Here is a 22,665-nt window from a genome sequence, read left to right as displayed (position 1 = left end):
GCAATGAACAAGGTCATCCATTACTTCAAGAGCCTGATGCTGCTCGAGTTGCTGGGCGGACTGTGGCTGACGCTGAAATACGCGTTCAAGCCCAAGTACACCGTGATGTATCCGATGGAGAAGTTCCCGCAGTCGCCGCGCTTCCGCGGCCTGCACGCGCTGCGCCGCTATCCCAACGGGGAAGAGCGCTGCATCGCCTGCAAGCTGTGCGAGGCGGTCTGCCCGGCGCTGGCCATCACCATCGACTCGGCCCCGCGCGAGGACGGCACCCGCCGCACCACCCGCTACGACATCGACCTGTTCAAGTGCATCTTCTGCGGCTTCTGCGAGGAAAGCTGCCCGGTGGACTCGATCGTGGAGACGCACGTGCTGGAGTACCACTTCGACAAGCGCGGCCAGAACATCGTCACCAAGCCGCAGTTGCTGGCGCTGGGCGATCGGCTGGAAGCCGAAATCGCCGAGCGTCGCGCCGCCGACGCCGCATTCCGCTGAGGTCCAAGAGATGGATTGGGTAAATATCGCTTTCTGGATCTTCGCCGCCATGGCGGCGGTCGCCGCCGGCGCGGTGATCAGCGTGCGCAACCCGGTGCACGCCGTGCTGTGCCTCATCCTGACCTTCTTCTCGGTGGCCTGCATCTGGTTGCTGGTCGGGGCCGAGTTCCTCGGCGTGGCGCTGATCCTCGTCTACGTGGGCGCGGTGATGGTGCTGTTCCTGTTCGTGGTGATGATGCTGGACATCGACGTCGCCAAGATGCGCGAGGGCTGGGTGAAGTTCCTTCCGGTCGGCGTGGTGGTCGCGGTCGCCATGCTGGTGCAGATGCTGACCCTGATCGGGGTCAAGGCGCGCACCGCCGCCGCGTTCCCGGACAACGCCGCCGCCGCCGCGGCCGACGTGTCCAACACCGCCTGGCTGGCGCGCAGCCTGTTCACCGAATTCCTGCTGCCGTTCGAATTCGCCGCGGTGATCCTGACCGTGGCCGTGGTCGCCGCGGTGATGCTGACCCTGCGCCGTCGCGCGGGCGCCAAGCACCAGGATCCGTCCGAGCAGTCGCGGGTCAAGGCCGGCGATCGCATCCGCATGGTCAAGATGGCGGCCGAGAAGCCGGTCCGCGCATCCGCCGATGAAGCCGCCGAAGGGGAGGGCAAGGCATGATTACCCTGGGTCATCTGCTGGCGCTGGGCGCGGTGCTGTTCTGCATCAGCCTGGCCGGCATCTTCCTCAACCGCAAGAACGTCATCGTGCTGCTGATGTCCATCGAGCTGATGCTGCTGTCGGTGAACATCAACTTCGTCGCCTTCTCCCGCGAACTGGGCGACGCCGCCGGCCAGATCTTCGTGTTCTTCATCCTGACCGTGGCCGCCGCCGAGGCCGCCATCGGCCTGGCGATCCTGGTCACCCTGTTCCGCACCCGGCGCACGATCAACGTCGCCGAAGTCGACACGCTCAAAGGCTGATGCACCCATGACAGGTCTGGAAGTCGCTATTTCCAAGAACGTGCTGCTGGCCATCGTGCTGGCGCCGCTGCTGGGCAGCATCATCGCCGGGCTGTTCGGCCGCCAGGTCGGCCGTGCCGGCTCGCACGTCGTCACCATCCTGGGCGTGGCCGTCAGCTGCGCGCTGTCGGGCTGGGTGCTGTACCAGCTGGTCGGGCAGGGCGCTTCGCCGTTCAACCAGAACGTCTACACCTTCTTCGAGGTGGGCAACTACAGCGCGCACGTCGGTTTCATGATCGACAAGCTGACCGCGATGATGATGGTCGTGGTCACCTTCGTCTCGCTGCTGGTGCACATCTACACCATCGGCTACATGGCCGAGGATCCGGGTTACCAGCGCTTCTTCAGCTACATCTCGCTGTTCACCTTCAGCATGCTGATGCTGGTGATGAGCAACAACTTCCTGCAGCTGTTCTTCGGCTGGGAAGCGGTGGGCCTGGTGTCGTACCTGCTGATCGGCTTCTGGTTCAAGCGCCCGTCGGCGATCTTCGCCAACCTCAAGGCGTTCCTGGTCAACCGCGTGGGCGACTTCGGCTTCCTGCTGGGCATCGCCGCGGTTCTGTTCATGTTCGGCACCCTGGACTACGCCACCGTGTTCGCCAACGCGCCGATGCTGGCGGGCAAGGCGATTCCGGTATGGTCCGGCGCCATCACGATGTTCGGCCAGACCTGGCAGGTGCTGGACCAGCCGGTGATCTGGTCGATGGCCACCCTGATCTGCATCTGCCTGTTCATTGGCGCGATGGGCAAGTCGGCGCAGGTGCCGCTGCATGTATGGCTGCCGGATTCGATGGAAGGCCCGACCCCGATCTCGGCGCTGATCCACGCGGCGACGATGGTGACCGCCGGCATCTTCATGGTCGCCCGCATGTCGCCGCTGTTCGAACTGTCGCAGACCGCGCTGGACTTCGTGCTGTTCATCGGCGCCACCACCGCGTTCTTCACCGGCCTGATCGGCATCGTGCAGAACGACATCAAGCGCGTGGTCGCTTACTCCACCCTGTCGCAGCTCGGCTACATGACCGTGGCGCTGGGCGTGTCGGCCTATTCGGCGGCGGTGTTCCACCTGATGACCCACGCCTTCTTCAAGGCGCTGCTGTTCCTGGCGGCCGGCTCGGTCATCATCGGCATGCACCACGAGCAGGACATGCGCAAGATGGGCGGCCTGCGCAAGTACATGCCGATCACCTGGATCACCAGCCTGATCGGTACCCTGGCGCTGGTGGGCACGCCGTTCCTGTCCGGCTTCTATTCCAAGGACACCATCATCGAGGCGGCCAAGCACCACCAGGAGCAGGCCGGCGAGTTCGCGCACAAGGTGGCCGAACTGGGCACGATGGCGCATGGCATCAGCGGCCCCAGCGAATGGGTCGCCAACTACGGCTACTGGGCGGTGCTGCTGGGCGTGTTCGTCACCAGCTTCTACAGCTTCCGCCTGCTGTACCTGACCTTCCACGGCAAGGAGCGCTTCCGCGAGGCCCATGCCGATCACGGCCATGACGATCACCATGCCGATGCGCATCACGACGATCATCATGGCGACGATCACGGCCACCACGGCGCGCACGAACCGCACGAATCCCCGTGGGTGGTGACGGTTCCTCTGATCCTGCTGGCGATCCCGTCGATCCTGGTCGGTTACTTCACCATCGGTCCGATGCTGTTCGGCACCGACTGGAGCGGCCACCACGAGCAGCTGCCGTTCTTCCTGGGCGCGATCGATTTCATCAACCCGGCCGCGGACACCGTGGGCCAGCTGAAGGAAACCTTCCACGGTCCGTGGGAGTTCGCCCTGCATGGCATCAAGGCCGCGCCGTTCTGGCTGACCCTGGCCGGCTTCGTCCTGGCGACCCTGCTGTACATCGTGGCGCCGCCGAGCGTGCCGGAGCGGATGCGCAACAGCCCGATCGGCGCGTTCCTGGCCAACATCCTGGACAAGAAGTACTGGGCCGACCATCTGTGGATCGGCGGCCTGGCCGGCGGCGGCATCAAGCTCGGCAAGGCTTCGCGTGCGATCGACACCCATCTGATCGATGGCGTAGCCGTCAACGGCAGCGCCCGCGTCGTGGACCTGGCCGCCAACCTGTTGCGCCGTACCCAGTCGGGTTTCCTCTACCACTACGCCTTCGCGATGATCCTCGGCCTGATTGCACTGCTGGCCGTGCTCATCCGGTTCTGGCAATGACCGCCCTGGCGCTGAACTAACGGATACCACTCGTGTCGAACTGGCCTTTGCTTAGCATTCTGATCTGGCTGCCGATTCTCGGCGGCGCGCTGGTCCTCGCCCTGGGCAACCGTCGCGCCAGTGCCGCCCGCTGGGTGGCATTGGGCGTGGCGCTGCTGACTTTCCTGGCGAGCCTGCCGCTGCTGACCGGCTTCGACTTCGCCAATCCCGGCATGCAGTTCGCCGAGAAGCGCGCGTGGGTGCCGGCGTTCAACATCTGGTACGCGCTGGGCGTCGACGGCATCTCGGTCGCGCTGATCGTGCTGACCACGCTGACCACCGTGCTGGCGCTGATCGGCGCGTGGTCGTCGGTGGAGAAGCGGGTCAGCCAGTACGTGGCGGCGTTCCTGTTCCTGGAAGGCCTGATGATCGGCGTGTTCTGCGCGCTGGACGCCATCCTGTTCTATGTCTTCTTCGAAGGCATGCTGATCCCGATGTTCCTGATCATCGGCGTGTGGGGCGGCCCGCGCCGCATCTACGCCTCGATCAAGTTCTTCCTGTACACCTTCCTCGGGTCGGTGTTCATGCTGATCGGCCTGATCTACCTGTACCTGAAGGGCGGCAGCTTCCAGCTGGCGGACCTGTACACGCTGCCGCTGAACGCCAAGGAGCAGACCTGGCTGTTCTTCGCCTTCCTGATCGCCTTCGCGGTCAAGGTGCCGATGTTCCCGGTCCATACCTGGTTGCCGGACGCGCACGTGGAGGCGCCGACCGCCGGTTCGGTGATCCTGGCGGCGATCATGCTGAAGATCGGCGGCTACGGCTTCCTGCGCTTCACCCTGCCGATCGTGCCGGACGCCGGCTTCGAGTGGGCCTGGCTGGTGATCCTGCTGTCGCTGATCGGCGTGGTCTACGTCGGCCTGGTGGCGCTGGTGCAGGACGACATGAAGAAGCTGATCGCGTATTCGTCGGTCTCGCACATGGGCTTCGTCACCCTGGGCATCTTCATCGCCTTCGGCCTGGTCCGCGACTACGGCAACCTGGACGGCGCCCGCCTGGGCCTGCAGGGCGCGATGGTGCAGATGATTTCGCACGGCTTCGTCTCCGGCGCGATGTTCTCCTGCGTCGGCGTGCTGTACGACCGCATGCATACCCGCATGATCAAGGACTACGGCGGCGTTGCCAACGTGATGCCCTGGTTCGCGGTGTTCTTCGTGCTGTTCGGCATGGCCAATTCGGGCCTGCCGGGCACCAGCGGTTTCGTCGGCGAGTTCATGGTGATCGTGGCCAGCTTCCAGAAGCATCCGCTGATCGCGCTGCTCGCCGCGCTGACCCTGATCATCGGAGCCGCCTACACGCTGTGGCTGATCAAGCGGGTGATGTACGGCGAAGTGGCCAATTCGCACGTGGCCGAGCTCAAGGACATCAACGGCCGCGAGGCGCTGGTGCTGGGCGTGTTCGCCATCGGCGTGCTGGTGCTGGGCGTGTATCCCAAGCCGCTGGTTGACCTGATGGAACCGTCGATTGCGAACCTGGCGATGCAGCTCGCCAACAGCAAGCTGTAAGGAAGAATGATGACCACGTCGATGCTCCCCACCGCCGCCGACCTGCTGCCGCTGCTGCCGGAAGTCGTGCTGATCGCAGGCGCCTTCGCGTTGCTGATGCTGGACCTGTTCCTGAGCGATCGCCAGCGGGTGATCACCCACCTGCTGGCCCTGGCCACGCTGGCGGTCTCGTTCTTCATGATCCTCGGCGACGTCGGTGGCAGCGGGGCCGTGTTCAACGGCATGTTCGTCCGCGACGTGATGGCCAATGTCACCAAGCTGGCGATCCTGCTGGTCAGCGGACTGTCGCTGGTCTACGCCTGGCCGTACCTGCGCGAGCGCAAGCTGTATCCGGGCGAAGTGCCGGTGCTGGTGATGCTGGCGACCGCCGGCATGATGATGATGGTGTCGGCCGGCAGCCTGGTGATGGTCTACCTGGGCCTGGAGCTGCTGGCGCTGTGCTCGTACGCGCTGGTCGCGCTGAATCGCGAGGACGGCCTGTCGGCGGAAGCGGCGATGAAGTACATCGTGCTGGGTTCGCTGGCCTCGGGCCTGCTGCTGTACGGCATGTCGCTGGTCTACGGCGCCACCGGCACGCTCCACCTGGACGGCATCCATGCCGCCATCGCGGGTGCCACCGATCGCACCCTGCTGCTGACCGGCGTGGTGTTCATGGTCGCCGGCGTGGCCTTCAAGCTGGGCGCGGCGCCGTTCCACATGTGGCTGCCGGACGTCTACCAGGGCGCGCCGACCCCGATCACGCTGTTCATCAGCTCCGGTCCCAAGCTGGCCGCGTTCGGCATGGCCTACCGCCTGCTGGAAAGCGGCGTCGGTCCGGTCAACGAACAGTGGCAGTGGCTGCTGGCCGGCCTGGCCGCGGCATCGCTGGTGATCGGCAACCTGATCGCCATCGCCCAGACCAACCTCAAGCGCATGCTGGCGTACTCCACCGTCTCGCACGTGGGCTTCCTGCTGGTCGGCTTCGCCGGCGGCGGCGCGACCGGCTACTCGGCGGCGCTGTTCTACGCGATCAGCTACGCGCTCATGTCCGCGGCGGCGTTCGGCGCCATCGTGGTGCTGTCGCGGCAGGGTTTCGAGGCCGACAAGATCGACGACTTCAAGGGCCTGAACGCCCGCAACCCCTGGCAGGCCGGACTGGTGCTGTGCGTGATGGCCTCGCTGGCCGGCGTGCCGCCGTTCCTCGGCTTCTGGGCCAAGCTGGTGGTGCTGGGTGCCGCGTTGAAGGGCGGTTTCACCTGGCTGGCGATCCTGGGCGTGGTCTGCGCGGTGATCGGCGCGTTCTACTACCTGCGCGTCATCAAGGTCATGTACTTCGACGAGCCGGTGGGCGAGCGCCAGCCGGCGCGCCAGGACCGGGTGGTGCCGGTGGTGTTCGGGGTGAACGCGCTGGCGCTGCTGGTGCTGGGCATCTTCTGGAACCCGATCATGGCGTGGTGCCAGCAGGCGTTCGCCGGCTGAACCGTTTCACTTCCGTCGGCCGATGTTTTTCGGGCGACGGATAGTTTTTGTTGATGGGAAGGCTTGCAAGAATCCACGGAAGCCTTCATAATTCCGCTTCTGCTGCGGGGTGGAGCAGTCTGGCAGCTCGTCGGGCTCATAACCCGAAGGTCGCAGGTTCAAATCCTGCCCCCGCTACCAAGCTTTGCGGTCGCGGAAGTCATCAAGACTTCCACGTCCGAAGCTCGGGCTCGTGAAAGCGCATGCTTCCGCTTTCACACCGAAATCCAGCGTTATCGGACAAGGGGCCCACCGGGCCCCTTGTCGTTTTCTGCAACCAGACTTTACCTGGCAAAAAGGTCATTCCGTGAGCGACAAGGCCACTCAAATCTCGGAACTCCTGGCCCCCACCGTGCAGGCGCTCGGGCTCGAGCTGCTGGGCATCGAGTATCTGCCCGCGCCCGGCGGCGCCACCGTGCGGCTGTACATCGACGTGCAGGAAGCCGAGCGCGACAGCCGCTTCGTCAACATCGACGACTGCGAGGCGGTCAGCCGCGAGGTATCGGCGCAACTGGACGTCGAGGACCCGATTTCCGGCAACTACACCCTGGAAGTGTCTTCCCCGGGCGTCGACCGGCCCCTGTTCACCCTGGCGCAGTTCGCGCGCCACCAGGGCGAGAGCGCCAAGGTGGTGCTGAAGCTGCCCCAGGACGGGCGTCGCCGCCTGCAGGGTGAAATCACCCGGGTCGAGGACGGGCAGATCGTTTTCACCGTCGACGGCGCGGCGTTGTCCGTGGCGTTCGATAATATTGACAAGGCCAGGCTGGTCCCCGATTGGGCGGCCCTGGGCCTGGCCCCCGAAAAACCCAAGGGTGGCGGCCGCAAGGCCGGTACCGCTGGCGGAGCCGCAGCCGGCAAGAAGGGCGCGGTGAAGCAGGAATCCAAGCAACAACCCAACAAGCCGGCGGCTCGCAAGCCGCGTGCGGAGTGAACTGATGAGTAAGGAACTTTTGCTGGTGGTGGATGCGGTCGCCAACGAGAAAGGCGTGCCGCGCGAGGTGATCTTCGATGCCATCGAAGCCGCGCTGGCGTCCGCCGCCAAGAAGCGCTACCTGGATCAGGACGTGTCGGTGCGCGTTTCGATTGATCACAAGGACGGCAGCTACGAAACCTTCCGCCGCTGGGAAGTGGTGGCCGACGACGTGGTGATGGAATCGCCGGATCGCCAGCTCCGCCTGATGGACGCCGTGGACGAAGCCGAGGGCGTCGAGGTCGGCGACTGGATCGAGGAACAGATCGAGAACCCGGACTTCGGGCGCATCGCCGCGCAGGCCGCCAAGCAGGTGATCGTGCAGCGCGTGCGCGAAGCCGAGCGCCAGCAGGTGGTGGATGCGTGGAAGGACCGCGTCGGCGAACTGGTCACCGGCGTGGTCAAGCGCGCCGAGCGCGGCAACATCTACGTGGACCTGGGCGGCAACGCCGAAGCCTTCATCCCGAAGGACAAGGGCATCCCGCGCGACGTGCTGCGCGCCGGCGACCGCGTGCGCGGTTACCTGTACGACGTGCGTTCCGAGCCCCGCGGCCCGCAGCTGTTCATCAGCCGCGCCGCGCCGGAATTCATGATCGAGCTGTTCAAGCTGGAAGTGCCGGAAGTGGGCCAGGGCCTGGTCGAGATCAAGGCCTGCGCGCGTGATCCGGGCGACCGCGCCAAGATCGCGGTGCTGGCGCACGACAGCCGCACCGATCCCATCGGCGCCTGCATCGGCATGCGCGGTTCGCGCGTGCAGGCGGTGTCGAACGAGCTCAACGGCGAGCGCGTGGACATCGTGCTGTGGAACGACAACCCGGCCACCTTCGTCATCAACGCGATGGCGCCGGCGGAGGTGCAGTCGATCATCGTCGACGAGGAAAAGCACTCGATGGACCTGGCGGTGGCCGAGGACCGGCTGGCCCAGGCCATCGGCAAGGGCGGCCAGAACGTGCGCCTGGCCAGCCGCCTGACCGGCTGGCAGCTCAACGTCATGACGCAGGACCAGGTCGCCGCCAAGTCCGAGGCCGAGCAGGCCGTGGCCCGCCAGCTGTTCATGGACAAGCTGGAGGTGGACGAGGAAATCGCCGCCATCCTGGTCAGCGAGGGCTTCAGCACGGTCGAGGAAATCGCCTACGTGCCGGTCGGCGAGCTGCTGGCCGTGGAAGGCTTCGACGAGGACATCGTCGAGGAACTGCGGGCCCGCGCCCGCGACGCCCTGCTGAACGAGGCCCTGGCCGAGGAGGAGGGCCTGGAGGAGAACCAGCCCGCCGACGACCTGCTGGCACTGGAAGGCATGGACGAGGAAACCGCCTACGCGCTGGCCGCGCATGGCGTCCGTACCAGCGAGGACCTGTCGGACCTGGCCGCCGACGAAGTGGTGGAATTTGGCATCGAAGGGATGGACGAGGGACGCGCCGCGGCGCTGATCCTGGCCGCCCGAGCCGAGGAGATCGCCCGCCTGGAGCGCGGCGAATGATCCACCGATGAGCACCGCCCTGGCACCCGCAGGGCTTAGAATCCCCAACCTTGAAATGGGGCGCTCCTTCGCTGACGGCAGAGGGGCGCTACAAAGAAACTAGGATCCGAATGTCGCAGCAAACCACCATCCGCAAGCTGGCTGAACTGGTCAATACGCCGGTCGAGAAACTGCTGGAACAGCTGGCCGAGGCCGGCATGAAGTTCAGCGGTCCCGACCAGGTCGTGACCAGCACCGAGAAGATGAAGCTGCTCGGCTTCCTGCGCCGTACCCACGGCAAGACCGAGAAGCCGGCGGACGAGACCGCCGCGCCGAAGAAGATCACCCTGAATCGCCGCAAGGTGCAGGAAGTGACCGTCGCCGCCGGCCGCAGCAAGACCACGGTGAACGTGGAAGTGCGCCAGAAGCGCACCTACGTGAAGCCGAACGAGGCCGACGCGCCCGTCGTCGCGACCACCTCGCAGACGGAGACCAATCCCGAGCGCGCCGAGATCCTGCGCAAGCTGGAGGAATCCAAGCAGCGCAACCTGCAGGAACAGCAACGCCTGGCCGAGGACGATCGTCGCCGTGCCGAGGAACTCGAGCGCAAGCGCAAGGAAGAGGAAGCCGCCCGCGCGGCCGCCGAAGCCGTCGCGCGCGCCGAGGCCGAAGCCAACGCCGCCAACGCCGGCGAAGCTTCCGGCGAGGAGCGTCCCGCGCGTGCCGGTGGACACCACGTGCCCAAGCAGGTGGTGCGCAAGGATCCGCCGCGCGTCGACGACCGCAACGGCGCCGCCGCGGCGGCGAACAAGCACAAGACCCGCGGCTCGCACGCGATGGTCAGCGGCATCGAGGACGACGACGCGGCCAGCCGCTTCGCCGGCCAGCTGCACCTGTCCGCCGCCGAGCGCGCACGCCGCACCACCTCGCGCGGCAAACCCAAGCCGCGCCGGCAGATGGAACAGAGCCGTGGCGGTGGCGGCGGCGCGCATGGCTTCGAGCGCCCGACCGCGCCGGTCGTGCGCGAGGTCGCCATCGGTGAAACCATCACCGTGGCCGACCTGGCGCAGAAACTGGCCCTGAAGGGCGGCGACGTGGTGAAGGCGATGTTCAAGATGGGCGTGATGGCGACCATCACCCAGACCATCGATCACGACACCGCCGCGCTGGTGACCGAGGAACTGGGCCACAAGGCAATCCGCGCCGAGAGCAACGACGCCGAGAGCGAACTGCTGGCCCACACCGAGGAGCACCAGGGCGACAAGGTCTCGCGTCCGCCGGTGGTCACCATCATGGGCCACGTCGACCACGGCAAGACCTCGCTGCTGGACTACATCCGCCGCACCAAGGTCGCCACCGGCGAAGCCGGCGGCATCACCCAGCACATCGGTGCGTACCACGTGGAAACGCCGAAGGGCGTCATCAGCTTCCTGGATACCCCCGGCCACGCCGCGTTCACCGCGATGCGTGCCCGCGGCGCCAAGCTGACCGACATCGTGGTACTGGTGGTGGCGGCCGACGACGGCGTCATGCCGCAGACCAAGGAAGCCATCCAGCACGCCAAGGCGGCCAAGGTGCCGCTGATCGTCGCGGTCAACAAGATCGACAAGTCCGACGCCGATCCGATGCGGGTCAAGAACGAACTGCTGGCCGAGGAAGTGGTCGCCGAGGATTTCGGCGGCGACACCCAGATGGTCGAGATTTCCGCCAAGACCGGCCAGGGCATCGACGAACTGCTGGACGCGATTTCGCTGCAGGCCGAAGTGCTCGAACTGAAGGCCGTGCAGGACGGCCGCGCCAGCGGCGTGGTCATCGAATCCTCGCTGGACAAGGGCCGCGGCCCGGTCGCGACGGTGCTGGTGCAGCAGGGCACCCTGAAGAAGGGCGACTACCTGGTGTGCGGCATCCAGTACGGCCGCGTGCGCGCGCTGTTCGACGAGACCGGCGGCCAGCCGGCCTCGGCCGGCCCGTCGATTCCGGTGCAGGTGCTGGGCCTGTCGGGCGTGCCCGACGCCGGCGACGATTTCGTGGTGGTCGAGGACGAGCGCCTGGCCAAGGACGTGGCGCAGCAGCGCGACGCCAAGCGCCGCGAATCGCGCCTGGTCAAGCAGGCCGGCAACCGCATGGAGGACATCCTGGCGCAGATGGGCCAGGGCGAAGGCCAGCAGGTGCTGAACCTGGTGATCAAGGCCGACGTGCAGGGTTCGGTGGAAGCGCTGAAGCAGTCGCTGGTCGGCCTGTCCAACGAGCTGATCCGCATCAACGTGATCACCGCCGGCGTCGGTGGCATCACCGAATCCGACGCCAACGCCGCGGTCACCGCCAAGGCGACGGTCATCGGTTTCAACGTGCGTGCCGATGCGTCCGCACGCCGCATCATCGAGGCCAACGGCGTCGACCTGCGCTACTTCTCGATCATCTATGACGTGATCGATCAGGTGAAGCAGGTGGCTTCGGGCCTGCTGGGCAAGGAAATCCGCGAAGAGATCATCGGCACCGCCGAGGTCCGCGACGTGTTCCGCAGCTCCAAGTTCGGCGCGGTCGCCGGCTGCATGGTCGTGGAGGGCGTGGTCAAGCGCAACAAGCCGATCCGCGTGCTGCGCGACAGCACCGTCATCTTCGAAGGCGAACTGGAATCGCTGCGCCGCTTCAAGGAAAACGTGGACGAAGTCCGCAACGGCACCGAATGCGGCATCGGCGTGAAGGCGTACAACGACATCAAGCCGGGCGACCAGATCGAGTGCTTCGAGCGCATCGAGGTGGCGCGGACGCTGTAAGCGTCCGCCGGGATTGGGGATTCGGGATTGGAGATTCGTCAAACCATTCCCCGGATTCCCCGATCCGCCCAAATTGCTCCTGCGAATCCCCAATCCCGAATCCCCGATCCCGTCTCAATGCCCAGCAAATCCTTCCACCGTACCGACCGCATCTCCGCACAGCTCCGCCGCGAGCTGGGCACGCTGGTGCACGAGGCCGTCCGCGAGTACGGGCTGCCGTCGGTGAGCGTGTCCGATGTCGAGGTCACCCGCGACATGGCGCACGCGCAGGTCTACGTGACGGCGTTGCTGCCGGAGCGTTCGGCGGATGCGATCAAGGGGTTGCGTGAACTGGCGCGCGAGCTGCGCATGGAGCTGGCCCGCCGGGTCAAGCTGCGCCACGTGCCGGAACTGCATTTCCACTACGACGATTCGGTGGATCGCGGCGAGCGCATCGACCAGCTGCTGCGCGACCTGCCGGAACACGGTTCCGGCGACGACCAGGGCTGATGGCCGGTCCCGGTGCGCACCGCGCCGGCGCCATTTTTCGTTGATACTGGGCGGGCCTGGCCCCGCCGACCATCGTGCCGTCGCGGCCGCCATGCAGGCGCCGGCCGTGCCCGATGACTCTGAAAGGAACCCGGAGAGGGATGCCCCCGAAGATTCGCTTCCGTCCGCTGGATGGGCTGCTGCTGCTGGACAAGCCGCAGGGCCTCAGCTCCAACGCCGCCCTGCAGGCCGCGCGGCGCCTGTTCCGCGCGGAGAAGGGCGGGCACACCGGCAGCCTGGACCCGCTCGCCACCGGACTGCTGCCGCTGTGTTTCGGCGAGGCCACCAAGATCGCCGGCCTGCTGCTGGGCTCGCGCAAGGCCTACGAGACCACCGCGGTGCTGGGCGTGACCACCGATACTGACGACGCCGACGGCGCGGTCCTGCGCGAACGGCCGGTGCCGACGCTGGCCCCCGCCGATCTGGAGACCGCCCTGGCACCGCTGCGCGGGTCGATCCGCCAGCGTGCGCCCATCTACTCGGCGCTCAAGCAGGGCGGCGAGCCGTTGTACGCCAAGGCCCGCCGGGGCGAAGCCATCGAGGCGCCCGAGCGCGAGGTCGAGGTCCACGCCATCGAGGTGCTGGCCGCCGAAGGCGACCGGATCCGGCTGCGGGTCGAGTGCGGTTCCGGCACCTATGTGCGCAGCCTGGTGCGCGATCTGGGCGAGGCGCTGGGCTGCGGCGCCCACGTCGCCGAGCTGCGCCGGCTATGGGTCGAGCCCTTCCTGGCCCCGCGCATGTACACCCTGGAGGCGCTGGATGCGCTGGCCGGGGCGGGCGAGGCGGCGCTGCTGGGCGCCCTGCTGCCGGTGGAGGCCGGCCTGGCCGGATTCCCCCGGCGCGACCTGGACGCCGACGGCGCGCGCCGTTTCGGCATGGGCCAGCGCCTGCGCGGGCAGGGTGAACCGGCGGAAATGGTGGCCGTGCACGGGCCCGGGGGACGTGTGCTGGGCCTGGGCAGCGTCGACGGCGAGGGGCTGCTGGTCCCCCAGCGTCTGTTCAGCTGGGCGGTCCGCAACGCTCCGTCGGCGGCGCGGCCCAAACATTAAAACCTTGTTTCAAAAGGCCTCGGCGGCTACACTACGCCGCCGGTTTTGTCCGGCATTTCCTTTCGTTCACGGCGAGCCACGCGGTGCACCGGTCTACTCCGGTATCTCCCGGCGTTCCTGCAGGCTTCGCATCTCCAGAGAAACCACATGTCCATCGATACCCAGAAGATCATTGAAGAAAACAAGCGCGGCGCTGCCGACACCGGTTCGCCGGAAGTGCAGGTCGCCCTGCTGACCGCCCGCATCGAGCAGCTCAGCGGCCACTTCAAGGTCCACAAGAAGGATCACCACAGCCGTCGCGGTCTGCTGCAGCTGGTCAACCGCCGCCGCAGCCTGCTCGACTATCTGAAGAAGAAAGACAACGAGCGCTACAAGAGCCTGATCGAAAAGCTCGGCCTGCGTCGTTGATGCAATACCCCGCCGCGGCGCAGAAATGCGCCGCGGTTTGCATTTGAGGGAAGGAAATCCGGTTGAGTGCCGATAGGGCACGTCGCTTTTCTCCCAGAACACCGGCCGGGCACTCCGGCCAACCGCCGGCGGCAAGGGCCGCGGGCGGCCCAGAATCCGAACAGGCAATATTCAAGGAAACCACGTGGCAAAAATCACCAAAACCTTCCAGTACGGCAAGCACACCGTCACCCTGGAAACCGGCGAAATCGCCCGCCAGGCCAGCGGCGCCGTCATCGTCAAGATGGACGACACCGTACTGCTGGTCTCCGCCGTCGCCGCCAAGTCGGCCCGCGAAGGCCAGGACTTCTTCCCGCTGACGGTCGACTACCAGGAAAAGTTCTACGCCGGCGGCCGCATCCCGGGTGGCTTCTTCAAGCGCGAAGGCCGTGCGACCGAGAAGGAAACGTTGATCTCGCGCCTCATCGATCGTCCGATCCGTCCGCTGTTCCCGGAGGATTACAAGAACGAGGTCCAGATCATCGCCACGGTGATGTCGCTGAACCCGGAAGTGGATGGTGACATCCCGGCGCTGATCGGCGCCTCCGCCGCGCTGGCCCTGGCCGGCACCCCGTTCATGGGCCCGATTGGCGCCGCCAAGGTCGGCTACAAGAACGGCGAGTACATCCTCAACCCGACCACCAGCGAGCTGAAGGAATCGCAGCTGGAGCTGGTCGTCGCCGGTACCGCCAACGCGGTGCTGATGGTCGAATCCGAAGCCGCCATCCTGTCCGAGGACGTGATGCTGGGCGCGGTGATGTTCGGCCATCGCGAGATGCAGAAGGTCATCAACGCGATCAACGAGCTGACCGTCGAAGCCGGCACCAAGCCGTCCGAATGGACTGCCCCGGCCAAGAACACCGCCCTGATCTCGGCGCTGAAGGAAGCCATCGGCAACCAGTTGGCCGATGCGTTCCAGGTGCGTGACAAGCTGCAGCGCCGCGACGCCATCGCCGCGATCAAGAAGGACGTGGTGGAGCGCCTGGCCGGTCGCGCCGAGGCCGAAGGCTGGAGCGGCGCCGAGCTGTCGAAGGAATTCGGCGAGCTGGAATACCGCACCATGCGCGACTCCGTGCTGGCCACCAAGGTCCGCATCGACGGCCGCGCGCTGGACACCGTCCGCCCGATCAGCTCCAAGGTGAGCGTGCTGCCGCGCACCCACGGCTCCTCGCTGTTCACCCGTGGCGAGACCCAGGCGATCGTGGTCGCCACCCTCGGCACCGCCCGCGACGGCCAGGTGATCGACGCGGTCAGCGGCGAGTACAAGGAAAACTTCCTGTTCCACTACAACTTCCCTCCGTTCTCGGTGGGCGAGTGCGGCCGTTTCGGCGCGCCCAAGCGCCGTGAAATCGGCCATGGTCGCCTGGCCAAGCGCGGCGTGCTGGCGGTGATGCCGACCCTGGAAGAGTTCCCGTACACCATCCGCGTGGTGTCGGAAATCACCGAATCCAACGGTTCCTCGTCGATGGCCTCGGTCTGCGGCAGCTCGCTGGCGCTGATGGATGCCGGCGTGCCGGTGAAGGCACCGGTCGCGGGCATCGCGATGGGCTTGGTGAAGGAAGGCGACAACTTCGTCGTGCTGTCGGACATCCTGGGTGACGAAGATCACCTGGGCGACATGGACTTCAAGGTGGCCGGTACCGCCGACGGCGTGTCCGCGCTGCAGATGGACATCAAGATCGAGGGCATCACCGAAGAGATCATGAAGCAGGCGCTGCAGCAGGCCAAGGCCGGCCGTCTGCACATCCTGGGCGAGATGGCCTCGGCCATCACAAGCCCGCGCGCCGAGCTGAGCGACTACGCCCCGCGCCTGCTGACCATCAAGATCCATCCGGACAAGATCCGCGAAGTGATCGGCAAGGGCGGTGCCACCATCCAGGGCATCACCAAGGAAACCGGCACCCAGATCGATATCCAGGACGACGGCACCATCGTCATCGCCTCGGTCAATGCCGCCGCCGCCCAGGCCGCCAAGGCCCGCATCGAGCAGATCACCTCGGACGTCGAGCCGGGCCGGATCTACGAAGGCAAGGTCGCCAAGATCATGGATTTCGGTGCGTTCGTCACCATCCTGCCGGGCAAGGACGGCCTGGTGCACGTCTCGCAGATCTCCAGCGAGCGCGTGGAGAAGGTCAGCGACAAGCTGAAGGAAGGCGACGTGGTCAAGGTCAAGGTGCTGGAAGTCGACAAGCAGGGCCGCATCCGCCTGTCGATCAAGGCCGTCGAGGAAGGCGAAGGCGTGCCGGCCGAGTAAGCCGGTCCCTTCCTTTCACGGACAGCAGAAAGCGGGCTTCGGCCCGCTTTTTGTTTGCGCGGGATTCGCCCGTGGCCCGGCCGGTCCCGGCCACGGCACCCCCGATCGGGCGGTGATGGCGCGGTGCGGCAAACCAGCCCCGACTTTCGCCATAGGCGCGGCGGCGGCGGCGGATGGTATTAGTGCGGCTTCCCCCGGCCATACCACCACCCCGGAGCCATCCATGACCAGCCGCCGTGATCTGCTCAAACTCAGTGCGCTTGCCGCCGCCACCGCCGCGATGCCTTCGCTGGCCTGGGCCGCCGCCGGCCAACAATCCGGCAAGGTCGGCAAGGCCGCCAAGCCGCTGAATATCCTCATTCTCGGCGGCACCGGTTTCACCGGTCCGTTCCAGGTCGCCTACGCGCTGGAGCGCGGCCACAAGGTCACCCTGTTCAATCGCGGCAAGCGCCCCTCGCCGGAATGGCCGGGCGAGGTGGAACAACTGCACGGCGACCGCAATACCGGCGACCTGAAGGCGCTGGAAGGTCGCAAATGGGATGTCTGCATCGACAACCCGACCAGCCTGCCGTTCTGGGTCCGTGACGCCGGCAAGGTGCTGAAGGGCAATGTCGGCCACTATCTCTTCATCTCGACGATCTCGGTGTACGCCGACGGCAGCAAGCCCGGCATCAGCGAAACCGACGCGCTGGCGGAGTACAAGGGCAAGGATGCGATGGCCGAGACCCAGGAATCGCTGCGCGCCGATATCGAGGGCCTGTACGGCCCGCTCAAGGCGCTCAGCGAAGCCGAGGCGCACAAGCAGTTCGGCGAACGGGTGACCATCGTGCGCCCGGGCTACATCGTCGGCCCGCGCGACGAGACCGACCGCTTCACCTATTGGCCGCATCGCGTCGCCCAGGGCGGCGAGGTGCTGGTCCCCGGCGATGGCAAGGATCCGGTGCAGGTCATCGATGGCCGCGATTTGGGCGAATGGATGATCCGGCTGGCCGAGGCGCGCACCTATGGCGTGTTCAACGCGGTCGGCCCGAAGGAATTGCTGCCGATGGACGCGATGCTGCAGGCCTGCCAGTCGGCGACCGGTGGCAATCCCACCTACACCCACGTGACGCCGGAATTCCTGGAAGCGCAGAAGGTCGAGGAACTTCCGATCTGGGTGTCCGCCAAGAGCGGCCCGTATGCCGGCTATGGCGCGGTCAGCAACGCGCGCGCGGTGGCCGCCGGCCTGACCTATCGCCCGCTCACCAACACCATCACCGACCTGATGGCCTGGTTCCGCAGCCAACCGGCCGAGCGCCAGGCCAAACTGCGCGCGGGCATCAGCCGCGACAAGGAAACCGAACTGCTCAAGGCCTGGCACGCGGCCAAGGCCTGAGCGCCGGACAGGTCACGAACGCTCAAGCGCGGCGATGACGGGCCGATGTCCGTCATCGCCAACGGCGCGGGGCAAGCCTTGGCGCCGATCGCGATGCTGTCGGGTGGTGTCAGCGTTCGCGGCGGGTGAGGAAGCGGTCGATCCGACCGCGCCGCTGCCAGTCAGGCGCGGACGCGGATGCACCGTGGTCGGCGACGGCGCGGGTGCCCGCCAGAGGCGCCGAGCGCGGGGTCGCCTGCATCGCCATCGCGCTGGCCGCCAGGTCGCTGCCCTGGACAATGCCCAGCGGCGCGTAGCCGCCGTAGCCGGGGAATACCTGCGACAGATTGGCGTTGCCCATCCGCCGGATCAGGATTTCGGATATCACCCGCCGATAGTCGGTGGTCACCGGCACGTCGCCAAAGGTGGGTGACAGGGTTTCCGGATTGAGTCCCGGCCAACTGCCGTAGAAGCGGCGGCCGTTGACCGGTCCACCGAGCACCAGCAATGGATTGCCGTAGCCGTGATCGGTGCCGCCATTGGCGTTCGCGCGCACCCGGCGGCCGAACTCGGACTGCACGACCACCGTGACCCGCGCCATCTCGCCACCGGCGTCGAGTTCGTTGAAGAACGCCTGCAACGCCGAGGAGAGTTCGGCGATCTTGTTCTGGTAGTAGTGGTAGCCACTGCCGGCGGTGCCCTGGCCCTCGTGGGTATCCCAGCCGCCCAGGTCGAGGGTGGCGTAGCGCAGGCCGAGGTTGAAGCGGATTGACTGGGCGATGGTCCACAACTGTTGCGCGAAGTTGCCGGTCGGCCAGCCAGCCGGCAGGGAGCCATAGCTCTGCTGGGCGATCAGGCGCAGCGACGCGTCGGCGCGCTGGCCGCTCAGCTGCAGGCCGGTGCGACCGCTCCACAGATCGGCCAGGGTCTCGTTGACGCCGCGAAAACCGGTCGGCGAATCGGGGCGGCGTTCCTGCCAGGCGTAGGCGCCCGCATTGAGCCGGAAGTCCGACGCGCTGCCCAGGGTCAGCGCGGCGGTGGAGGCGAGCAGTCCGGCCGGCTGGGTGGTGCCGATGCCCAGCGCGGGCAGGGCCGCCGCCGGCGCGCCGGCGGGACGGCTGTCCCAGGCGCGCGTCATCCAACCGCTTCCGGTGCCGAACTTGCCCGGCGTGCCGAGATCGATCGACAACTGCGCATCGAAATGGCTGCGGGTGACCGAGGTGGCCATGCCGGCGGCGTGCACGATGCCCAGGTGGCCGCTGTTCCAGAGATCGCGCAGGCCGGTTGCGGAAGGATGCAGGCCGAAGCCGGTGGCGGCGCCGCCGGCCAGGGTCAGCGGCAACGCGGCGTAGGTGCCGCTGACCGGAATCGACAGGTCCGGCCGCGCCTGTTCGTAGAACGTGCGGTCGTCGCCGCTGATCGGCACGACCAGGTTCAGGCCGTCCATGCCGCCGCGCAGGAACAGGTGCACCACGGTGTCGTAGGCGTTGGTGGCCGCGCTGGCGTCCTCGGAGAACGCCAGGATCGAACCGGCGGCGCCAACCACGGCGGCGCCGCAGCAGCCCTTCACGAATTCACGGCGGGTCAGGGTGAATCGGCTCATGCGGTCACCTCAGCGGGCCATGAATTCGGGGGACATCAGGATCAGCGAGACCAGGCTGCGCAGGCGCTGATGGTTGTAGTGGCGCTTCAGATCGTTCACCGCCCAGGCATCGGTGTCGGTGATCACGTAGCTGGCCGGATCACCGTTCTGCGCCATGAAGCCGACCAGCGTCTGTCGGCGCGCCGCCTCGGGCTGGTAACCCAGCAGGCGGTTGCACCAGAATGTCACCAACGTATTGGCGGTCCATTGCGCCGCCGGCACGCCGGCGCGCGTGGCGGCCAGGATCGGACTCAGTGGCACTCCACCGTCGCTGGTCTCGGTCAGCCAGTTGAGCAGCTTCCAGGTCATCGCCAGCGAGTTGGCGCCGGACCAGGCCAGGCCGGTGTCCGGATAGCCGTTGGGTGCGGCCCAGTTGTAGGGCAGGTGGCCGGTGAACCCCATCCGCCACATGAATTCGTCGCTCTTCTCGTGATCGAGCCGCAAGGTCCAGTCGTGGCCCAGGGCGCGCATCGCCGCCACGGTGGCCTCGAACGGGCGGCGATTCTTCCAGCCCCAGCCGTTGATGAAGTCATCGGAGTTGAGGATGTGGCGCAGCACGATTTCGATCTGATCCGGGCGTTGCCAGTTGGCCCGGAACAGCGCGGCGGCGCTGTCGACCAGCGCCTGTCGCGGCGTGTCGGTGACGAAGCGCCGGATCAGCTTGCGGCAGATGAACTTCGCCACCCGCGGATGGCTGGCCAGGCGATCCAGCACGTCGCGCCCGTCCTTCATCGCCGGCTGCTCCGGGTACAGCATCCGCCCCAGCAGGAACTTCGGCCCGGCGTCGTGCCAGGACTGCCGGTAGACGAAGGTGCCGTCGTTCTCGGCGGGAAACTCCCAGTGCCCATTCTTCGCCGACCAGCCGGTGAAGGCCGCGGCGGTTTCGTACACGTCGATGTCCGTGTAGCCGATCGGATAGGACGGGTCCTCCGGGCAGGGCGGCACTTCGAACGGATCGGTGAAACCCAGGTAGTTCTCGGCGCCCAGCGTGTGCAGTTCCAGCAGTTCGCGTGCCCAGTTCTCGTTGGGACCGGAGCGTGAGTTGTTGATGTTGTCCAGGAAGTACAGCATCGATGTGCTGGTGGCGACGGCTTCCAGCAGGGCACGGAAATTGCCCTTGGCATGCGCGCGGATCACGTCGCGCGTGTAGTGCGGGAACAGCGGGCCGGCGCTGAATTCGGTGACCAGCACGTTGAAATGGTCGTGCCAGAAGTTGACCACCAGTTCACGCAGCTGGCGACGCGAATGCACCGCGCGCACGAAGGCCGCGCGCTGCACCTCGTTGGCCGGCCGCATGCGGATGGCATAGTCGGGATCGGCGGCCACATGATCCGCCCACAGCTGCGCCAGCGACTTTCCCAGGGTGGTGTAGCCCGCGGCGGCGAGCCGGTTCTCCACCGCGCCATCGTCGATGGCCTCCCAGTCCAGCTGCCAGTCGACGTAGTTGGCCAGGCGCTGGCGATCGTTGTCGCCCAGTGCGTTGAACTCGGCCACGGTGGTCGCGGTGGCGCCATAGCTGAGCCGGTTCAGCATCCTCACCGCGAACGGCGGCGCCGGCAGGGTCAGCAGGCGCGGTTCGCTCATGTCCTGGGCGACCTGGCCACCCGTCGCGGATTCGCTCTCCGGAGCGCCGGCGAGCGTACCGCGTTCACCGCCGCGCAGGCCGTACAGGCGCCGATGGCGTTCGCGCACGGCGGCCCGCTGCGATTCGGCGGATGGTGCGGAGCTCGCCGGTTCCGCGGGGGGCGACCCGCGGCCTCGCCGCAATGCCAGTGGGGTACGGGTACGGAACGCGGTCGGACGGACCGTGAAGGCTCGGCGTGTCATCGTGGTGGCTGGTTTCCCCGGAATCGTCGCCAGTATTCGGCAAGCGGGGCGAACACGACTGCGACCGCGCGCACAGGCCGATGCGTCCGTTGCGCGGAGCGGGTGGCATCGGGACGGCGCGCGCGCGCCGGTCCTTCGTTCGTTTCCCTTCCGCGCAAGCGCGGCCAGCGGCAGGCGTCCCGGAAATCGTCCGTCGACCGGGAGGAAGCGACGATGCCCAGCCGCGTGGTGACGCCCGGATTCAGATCCAGCCGGTCAGGTAGAACAGGGCAATGATGAAGAACACCGCCATCGTCTTGATCAGGGTGATGGCGAAGATGTCCTTGTAGGACTGGCGGTGGCTCAGGCCGGTGACCGCCAGCAGGGTGATGACCGCGCCGTTGTGCGGCAGCGTGTCCATGCCGCCGGAGGCCATCGATGCCACCCGGTGCAGCACGTCCATCGGGATGCCCGCCGCGTTGGCGTTGGCGATGAAGCTGTCGGCCATCGCTGCCAGCGCGATGCTCATGCCACCGGAGGCCGAGCCGGTGATGCCGGCCAGCGCGGTCACCGAGATCGCCTCGTTGACCAGCGGATTGGGAATCGCCTGCAGCGCGTTGGCCACCACCAGGAAGCCGGGCAGGGCGGCGATGACCGCGCCGAAGCCGTACTCGGAGGCGGTGTTCATCGATGCCAGCAGCGCGCCGCCGATGGCGCTCTTGGTGCCCTCGGCGAAGCCGGTGAACACCGGCCTCCAGGCGAACAGCAGCACGCTGGCGATGCCGACCAGCAACGCGCCCTGCACGGCCCAGATCGCCGCGACCTTGGAGACTTCCTGCACCACCGGCGCGGGATTGCCGATCACCGCCGGCACGAACGATTGGCTCTCGCCGTACCAGCCCGGAATCCAGCGCGAGAACAGGAAATTGGCCACGCCCACCAGCAGCAGCGGAAGCACCGCGATCAGCGGATGCGCCAGGCGATCGCCACGGAAGGGTTCGGGTTCGTTGCGCAGATCGCCGCCGTAGCCTTCGCCAGCGCGTTGCGCCACCCGGCGGCGCCATTCCAGGTAGCCCATGCCCAGGATGAGGATGAACACCGCGCCCAGCGTGCCCAGTACCGGCGCCGCCCAGGCGGTGGTGCCGAAGAACGAGGTGGGGATGATGTTCTGGATCTGCGGCGTGCCCGGCAGCGCGTCCATGGTGAAGGTGAACGCGCCCAGCGCGATGGTGCCCGGCACCAGCCGCTTGGGGATGTCGCTCTGGCGGAACATCTCGGCGGCGAACGGATACACCGCGAACACCACCACGAACAGCGACACCCCGCCGTAGGTCAGCAGCGCGCACACCAGCACGATCGACAGCATCGCCCGCTGCCGGCCGACCAGGCGGATGGTGCCGGCGACGATCGACTTGGAAAAGCCGGAGATCTCGATCAGCTTGCCGAACACCGCGCCCAGCAGGAACACCGGGAAATACAGCTTGAGGAAGCCGACCATCTTGTCCATGAACAGGCCGGTGAACATCGGCGCCACCAGCGAGGGATCGGTCAGCAGGACCGCGCCCAATGCCGCGATCGGCGCGAACAGGATCACGCTGTAGCCGCGGTAGGCCACGAACATCAGGAAGCACAGCGCGGCCAATACAATCAGGAAAGACATCC

The 22,665-nt window shown here is 66.9% G+C and carries 17 protein-coding genes and 1 tRNA gene; 15 read left to right on the top strand and 3 right to left on the bottom strand.

Annotated features, from left to right (window positions below; translation table 11 throughout):
* Positions 1 to 3: 3 nt before the first annotated feature.
* The 15 genes from nuoI (at position 4) to FHW78_RS14895 (ending at position 17,576) form a co-directional block, all read left to right on the top strand.
* Complete coding sequence (gene nuoI / locus FHW78_RS14965) at positions 4 to 492, top strand: NADH-quinone oxidoreductase subunit NuoI (RefSeq protein ID WP_183642343.1); 489 nt, start codon at positions 4 to 6, stop codon at positions 490 to 492.
* A 10-nt stretch (positions 493 to 502) separates the two neighbouring features.
* Positions 503 to 1,153, top strand: a complete 651-nt coding sequence (locus FHW78_RS14960) for an NADH-quinone oxidoreductase subunit J (RefSeq protein WP_183642340.1) — start codon at positions 503 to 505, stop codon at positions 1,151 to 1,153.
* A complete protein-coding gene (gene nuoK, locus FHW78_RS14955; RefSeq protein ID WP_141453291.1) occupies positions 1,150 to 1,455 on the top strand; it encodes an NADH-quinone oxidoreductase subunit NuoK in 306 nt (101 codons plus the stop codon). The genes FHW78_RS14960 and nuoK overlap by 4 nt, the downstream gene beginning before the upstream one ends.
* A 16-nt stretch (positions 1,456 to 1,471) precedes the next feature.
* Positions 1,472 to 3,679, top strand: coding sequence for an NADH-quinone oxidoreductase subunit L (nuoL, locus tag FHW78_RS14950; RefSeq protein WP_183644713.1), 2,208 nt, complete (start codon positions 1,472 to 1,474; stop codon positions 3,677 to 3,679).
* Between the two features lie 32 nt (positions 3,680 to 3,711).
* Complete coding sequence (locus tag FHW78_RS14945; protein WP_183642337.1) at positions 3,712 to 5,223, top strand: NADH-quinone oxidoreductase subunit M; 1,512 nt, start codon at positions 3,712 to 3,714, stop codon at positions 5,221 to 5,223.
* 6 nt (positions 5,224 to 5,229) lie between these two features.
* Positions 5,230 to 6,681, top strand: coding sequence for an NADH-quinone oxidoreductase subunit NuoN (gene nuoN / locus FHW78_RS14940; RefSeq protein ID WP_183642334.1), 1,452 nt, complete (start codon positions 5,230 to 5,232; stop codon positions 6,679 to 6,681).
* A gap of 103 nt (positions 6,682 to 6,784) precedes the next feature.
* Positions 6,785 to 6,861: transfer RNA gene (locus tag FHW78_RS14935), tRNA-Met, on the top strand.
* A gap of 166 nt (positions 6,862 to 7,027) precedes the next feature.
* Positions 7,028 to 7,651, top strand: coding sequence for a ribosome maturation factor RimP (gene rimP, locus FHW78_RS14930; RefSeq protein WP_183642331.1), 624 nt, complete (start codon positions 7,028 to 7,030; stop codon positions 7,649 to 7,651).
* Between the two features lie 4 nt (positions 7,652 to 7,655).
* Positions 7,656 to 9,167, top strand: a complete 1,512-nt coding sequence (nusA, locus tag FHW78_RS14925) for a transcription termination factor NusA (RefSeq protein ID WP_183642328.1) — start codon at positions 7,656 to 7,658, stop codon at positions 9,165 to 9,167.
* A gap of 110 nt (positions 9,168 to 9,277) precedes the next feature.
* Positions 9,278 to 11,923: a translation initiation factor IF-2 gene (gene infB, locus FHW78_RS14920; RefSeq protein WP_183642325.1), complete on the top strand. Its 2,646-nt coding sequence runs from the start codon at positions 9,278 to 9,280 to the stop codon at positions 11,921 to 11,923.
* A gap of 117 nt (positions 11,924 to 12,040) precedes the next feature.
* Entirely contained in the window at positions 12,041 to 12,412 is a 372-nt protein-coding gene (rbfA, locus tag FHW78_RS14915) for a 30S ribosome-binding factor RbfA (RefSeq protein ID WP_183642322.1), read from the top strand.
* A gap of 140 nt (positions 12,413 to 12,552) precedes the next feature.
* Positions 12,553 to 13,500: a tRNA pseudouridine(55) synthase TruB gene (truB, locus tag FHW78_RS14910; RefSeq protein ID WP_183642319.1), complete on the top strand. Its 948-nt coding sequence runs from the start codon at positions 12,553 to 12,555 to the stop codon at positions 13,498 to 13,500.
* Between the two features lie 147 nt (positions 13,501 to 13,647).
* Positions 13,648 to 13,908, top strand: a complete 261-nt coding sequence (gene rpsO / locus FHW78_RS14905; protein WP_183642316.1) for a 30S ribosomal protein S15 — start codon at positions 13,648 to 13,650, stop codon at positions 13,906 to 13,908.
* Positions 13,909 to 14,092: 184 nt separating this feature from the next.
* Positions 14,093 to 16,201, top strand: coding sequence for a polyribonucleotide nucleotidyltransferase (pnp, locus tag FHW78_RS14900; protein ID WP_183642313.1), 2,109 nt, complete (start codon positions 14,093 to 14,095; stop codon positions 16,199 to 16,201).
* Between the two features lie 223 nt (positions 16,202 to 16,424).
* Positions 16,425 to 17,576, top strand: a complete 1,152-nt coding sequence (locus tag FHW78_RS14895) for an NAD-dependent epimerase/dehydratase family protein (RefSeq protein WP_183642310.1) — start codon at positions 16,425 to 16,427, stop codon at positions 17,574 to 17,576.
* A 109-nt stretch (positions 17,577 to 17,685) separates the two neighbouring features.
* Here the strand turns inward: FHW78_RS14895 and FHW78_RS14890 are convergent, their stop codons facing one another.
* The 3 genes from FHW78_RS14890 to FHW78_RS14880 form a co-directional block, all read right to left on the bottom strand.
* Complete coding sequence (locus tag FHW78_RS14890; RefSeq protein WP_183642307.1) at positions 17,686 to 19,158, bottom strand: DUF1501 domain-containing protein; 1,473 nt, start codon at positions 19,156 to 19,158, stop codon at positions 17,686 to 17,688.
* Between the two features lie 9 nt (positions 19,159 to 19,167).
* Positions 19,168 to 20,889 carry a DUF1800 domain-containing protein gene (locus FHW78_RS14885; RefSeq protein WP_183642302.1) on the bottom strand — a complete coding sequence of 574 codons (1,722 nt, stop codon included), beginning with the start codon at positions 20,887 to 20,889 and terminating at the stop codon, positions 19,168 to 19,170.
* Positions 20,890 to 21,265: 376 nt separating this feature from the next.
* Positions 21,266 to 22,663 carry a GntP family permease gene (locus FHW78_RS14880; RefSeq protein WP_183642299.1) on the bottom strand — a complete coding sequence of 466 codons (1,398 nt, stop codon included), beginning with the start codon at positions 22,661 to 22,663 and terminating at the stop codon, positions 21,266 to 21,268.
* Between the last annotated feature and the right edge of the window lie 2 nt (positions 22,664 to 22,665).

Origin of the sequence: Pseudoxanthomonas sp. OG2 (assembly GCF_014192765.1) — a bacterium.
Classification (GTDB): domain Bacteria; phylum Pseudomonadota; class Gammaproteobacteria; order Xanthomonadales; family Xanthomonadaceae; genus Pseudoxanthomonas_A; species Pseudoxanthomonas_A beigongshangi.
This window is presented reverse-complemented; position numbering and strand designations above follow the sequence as displayed.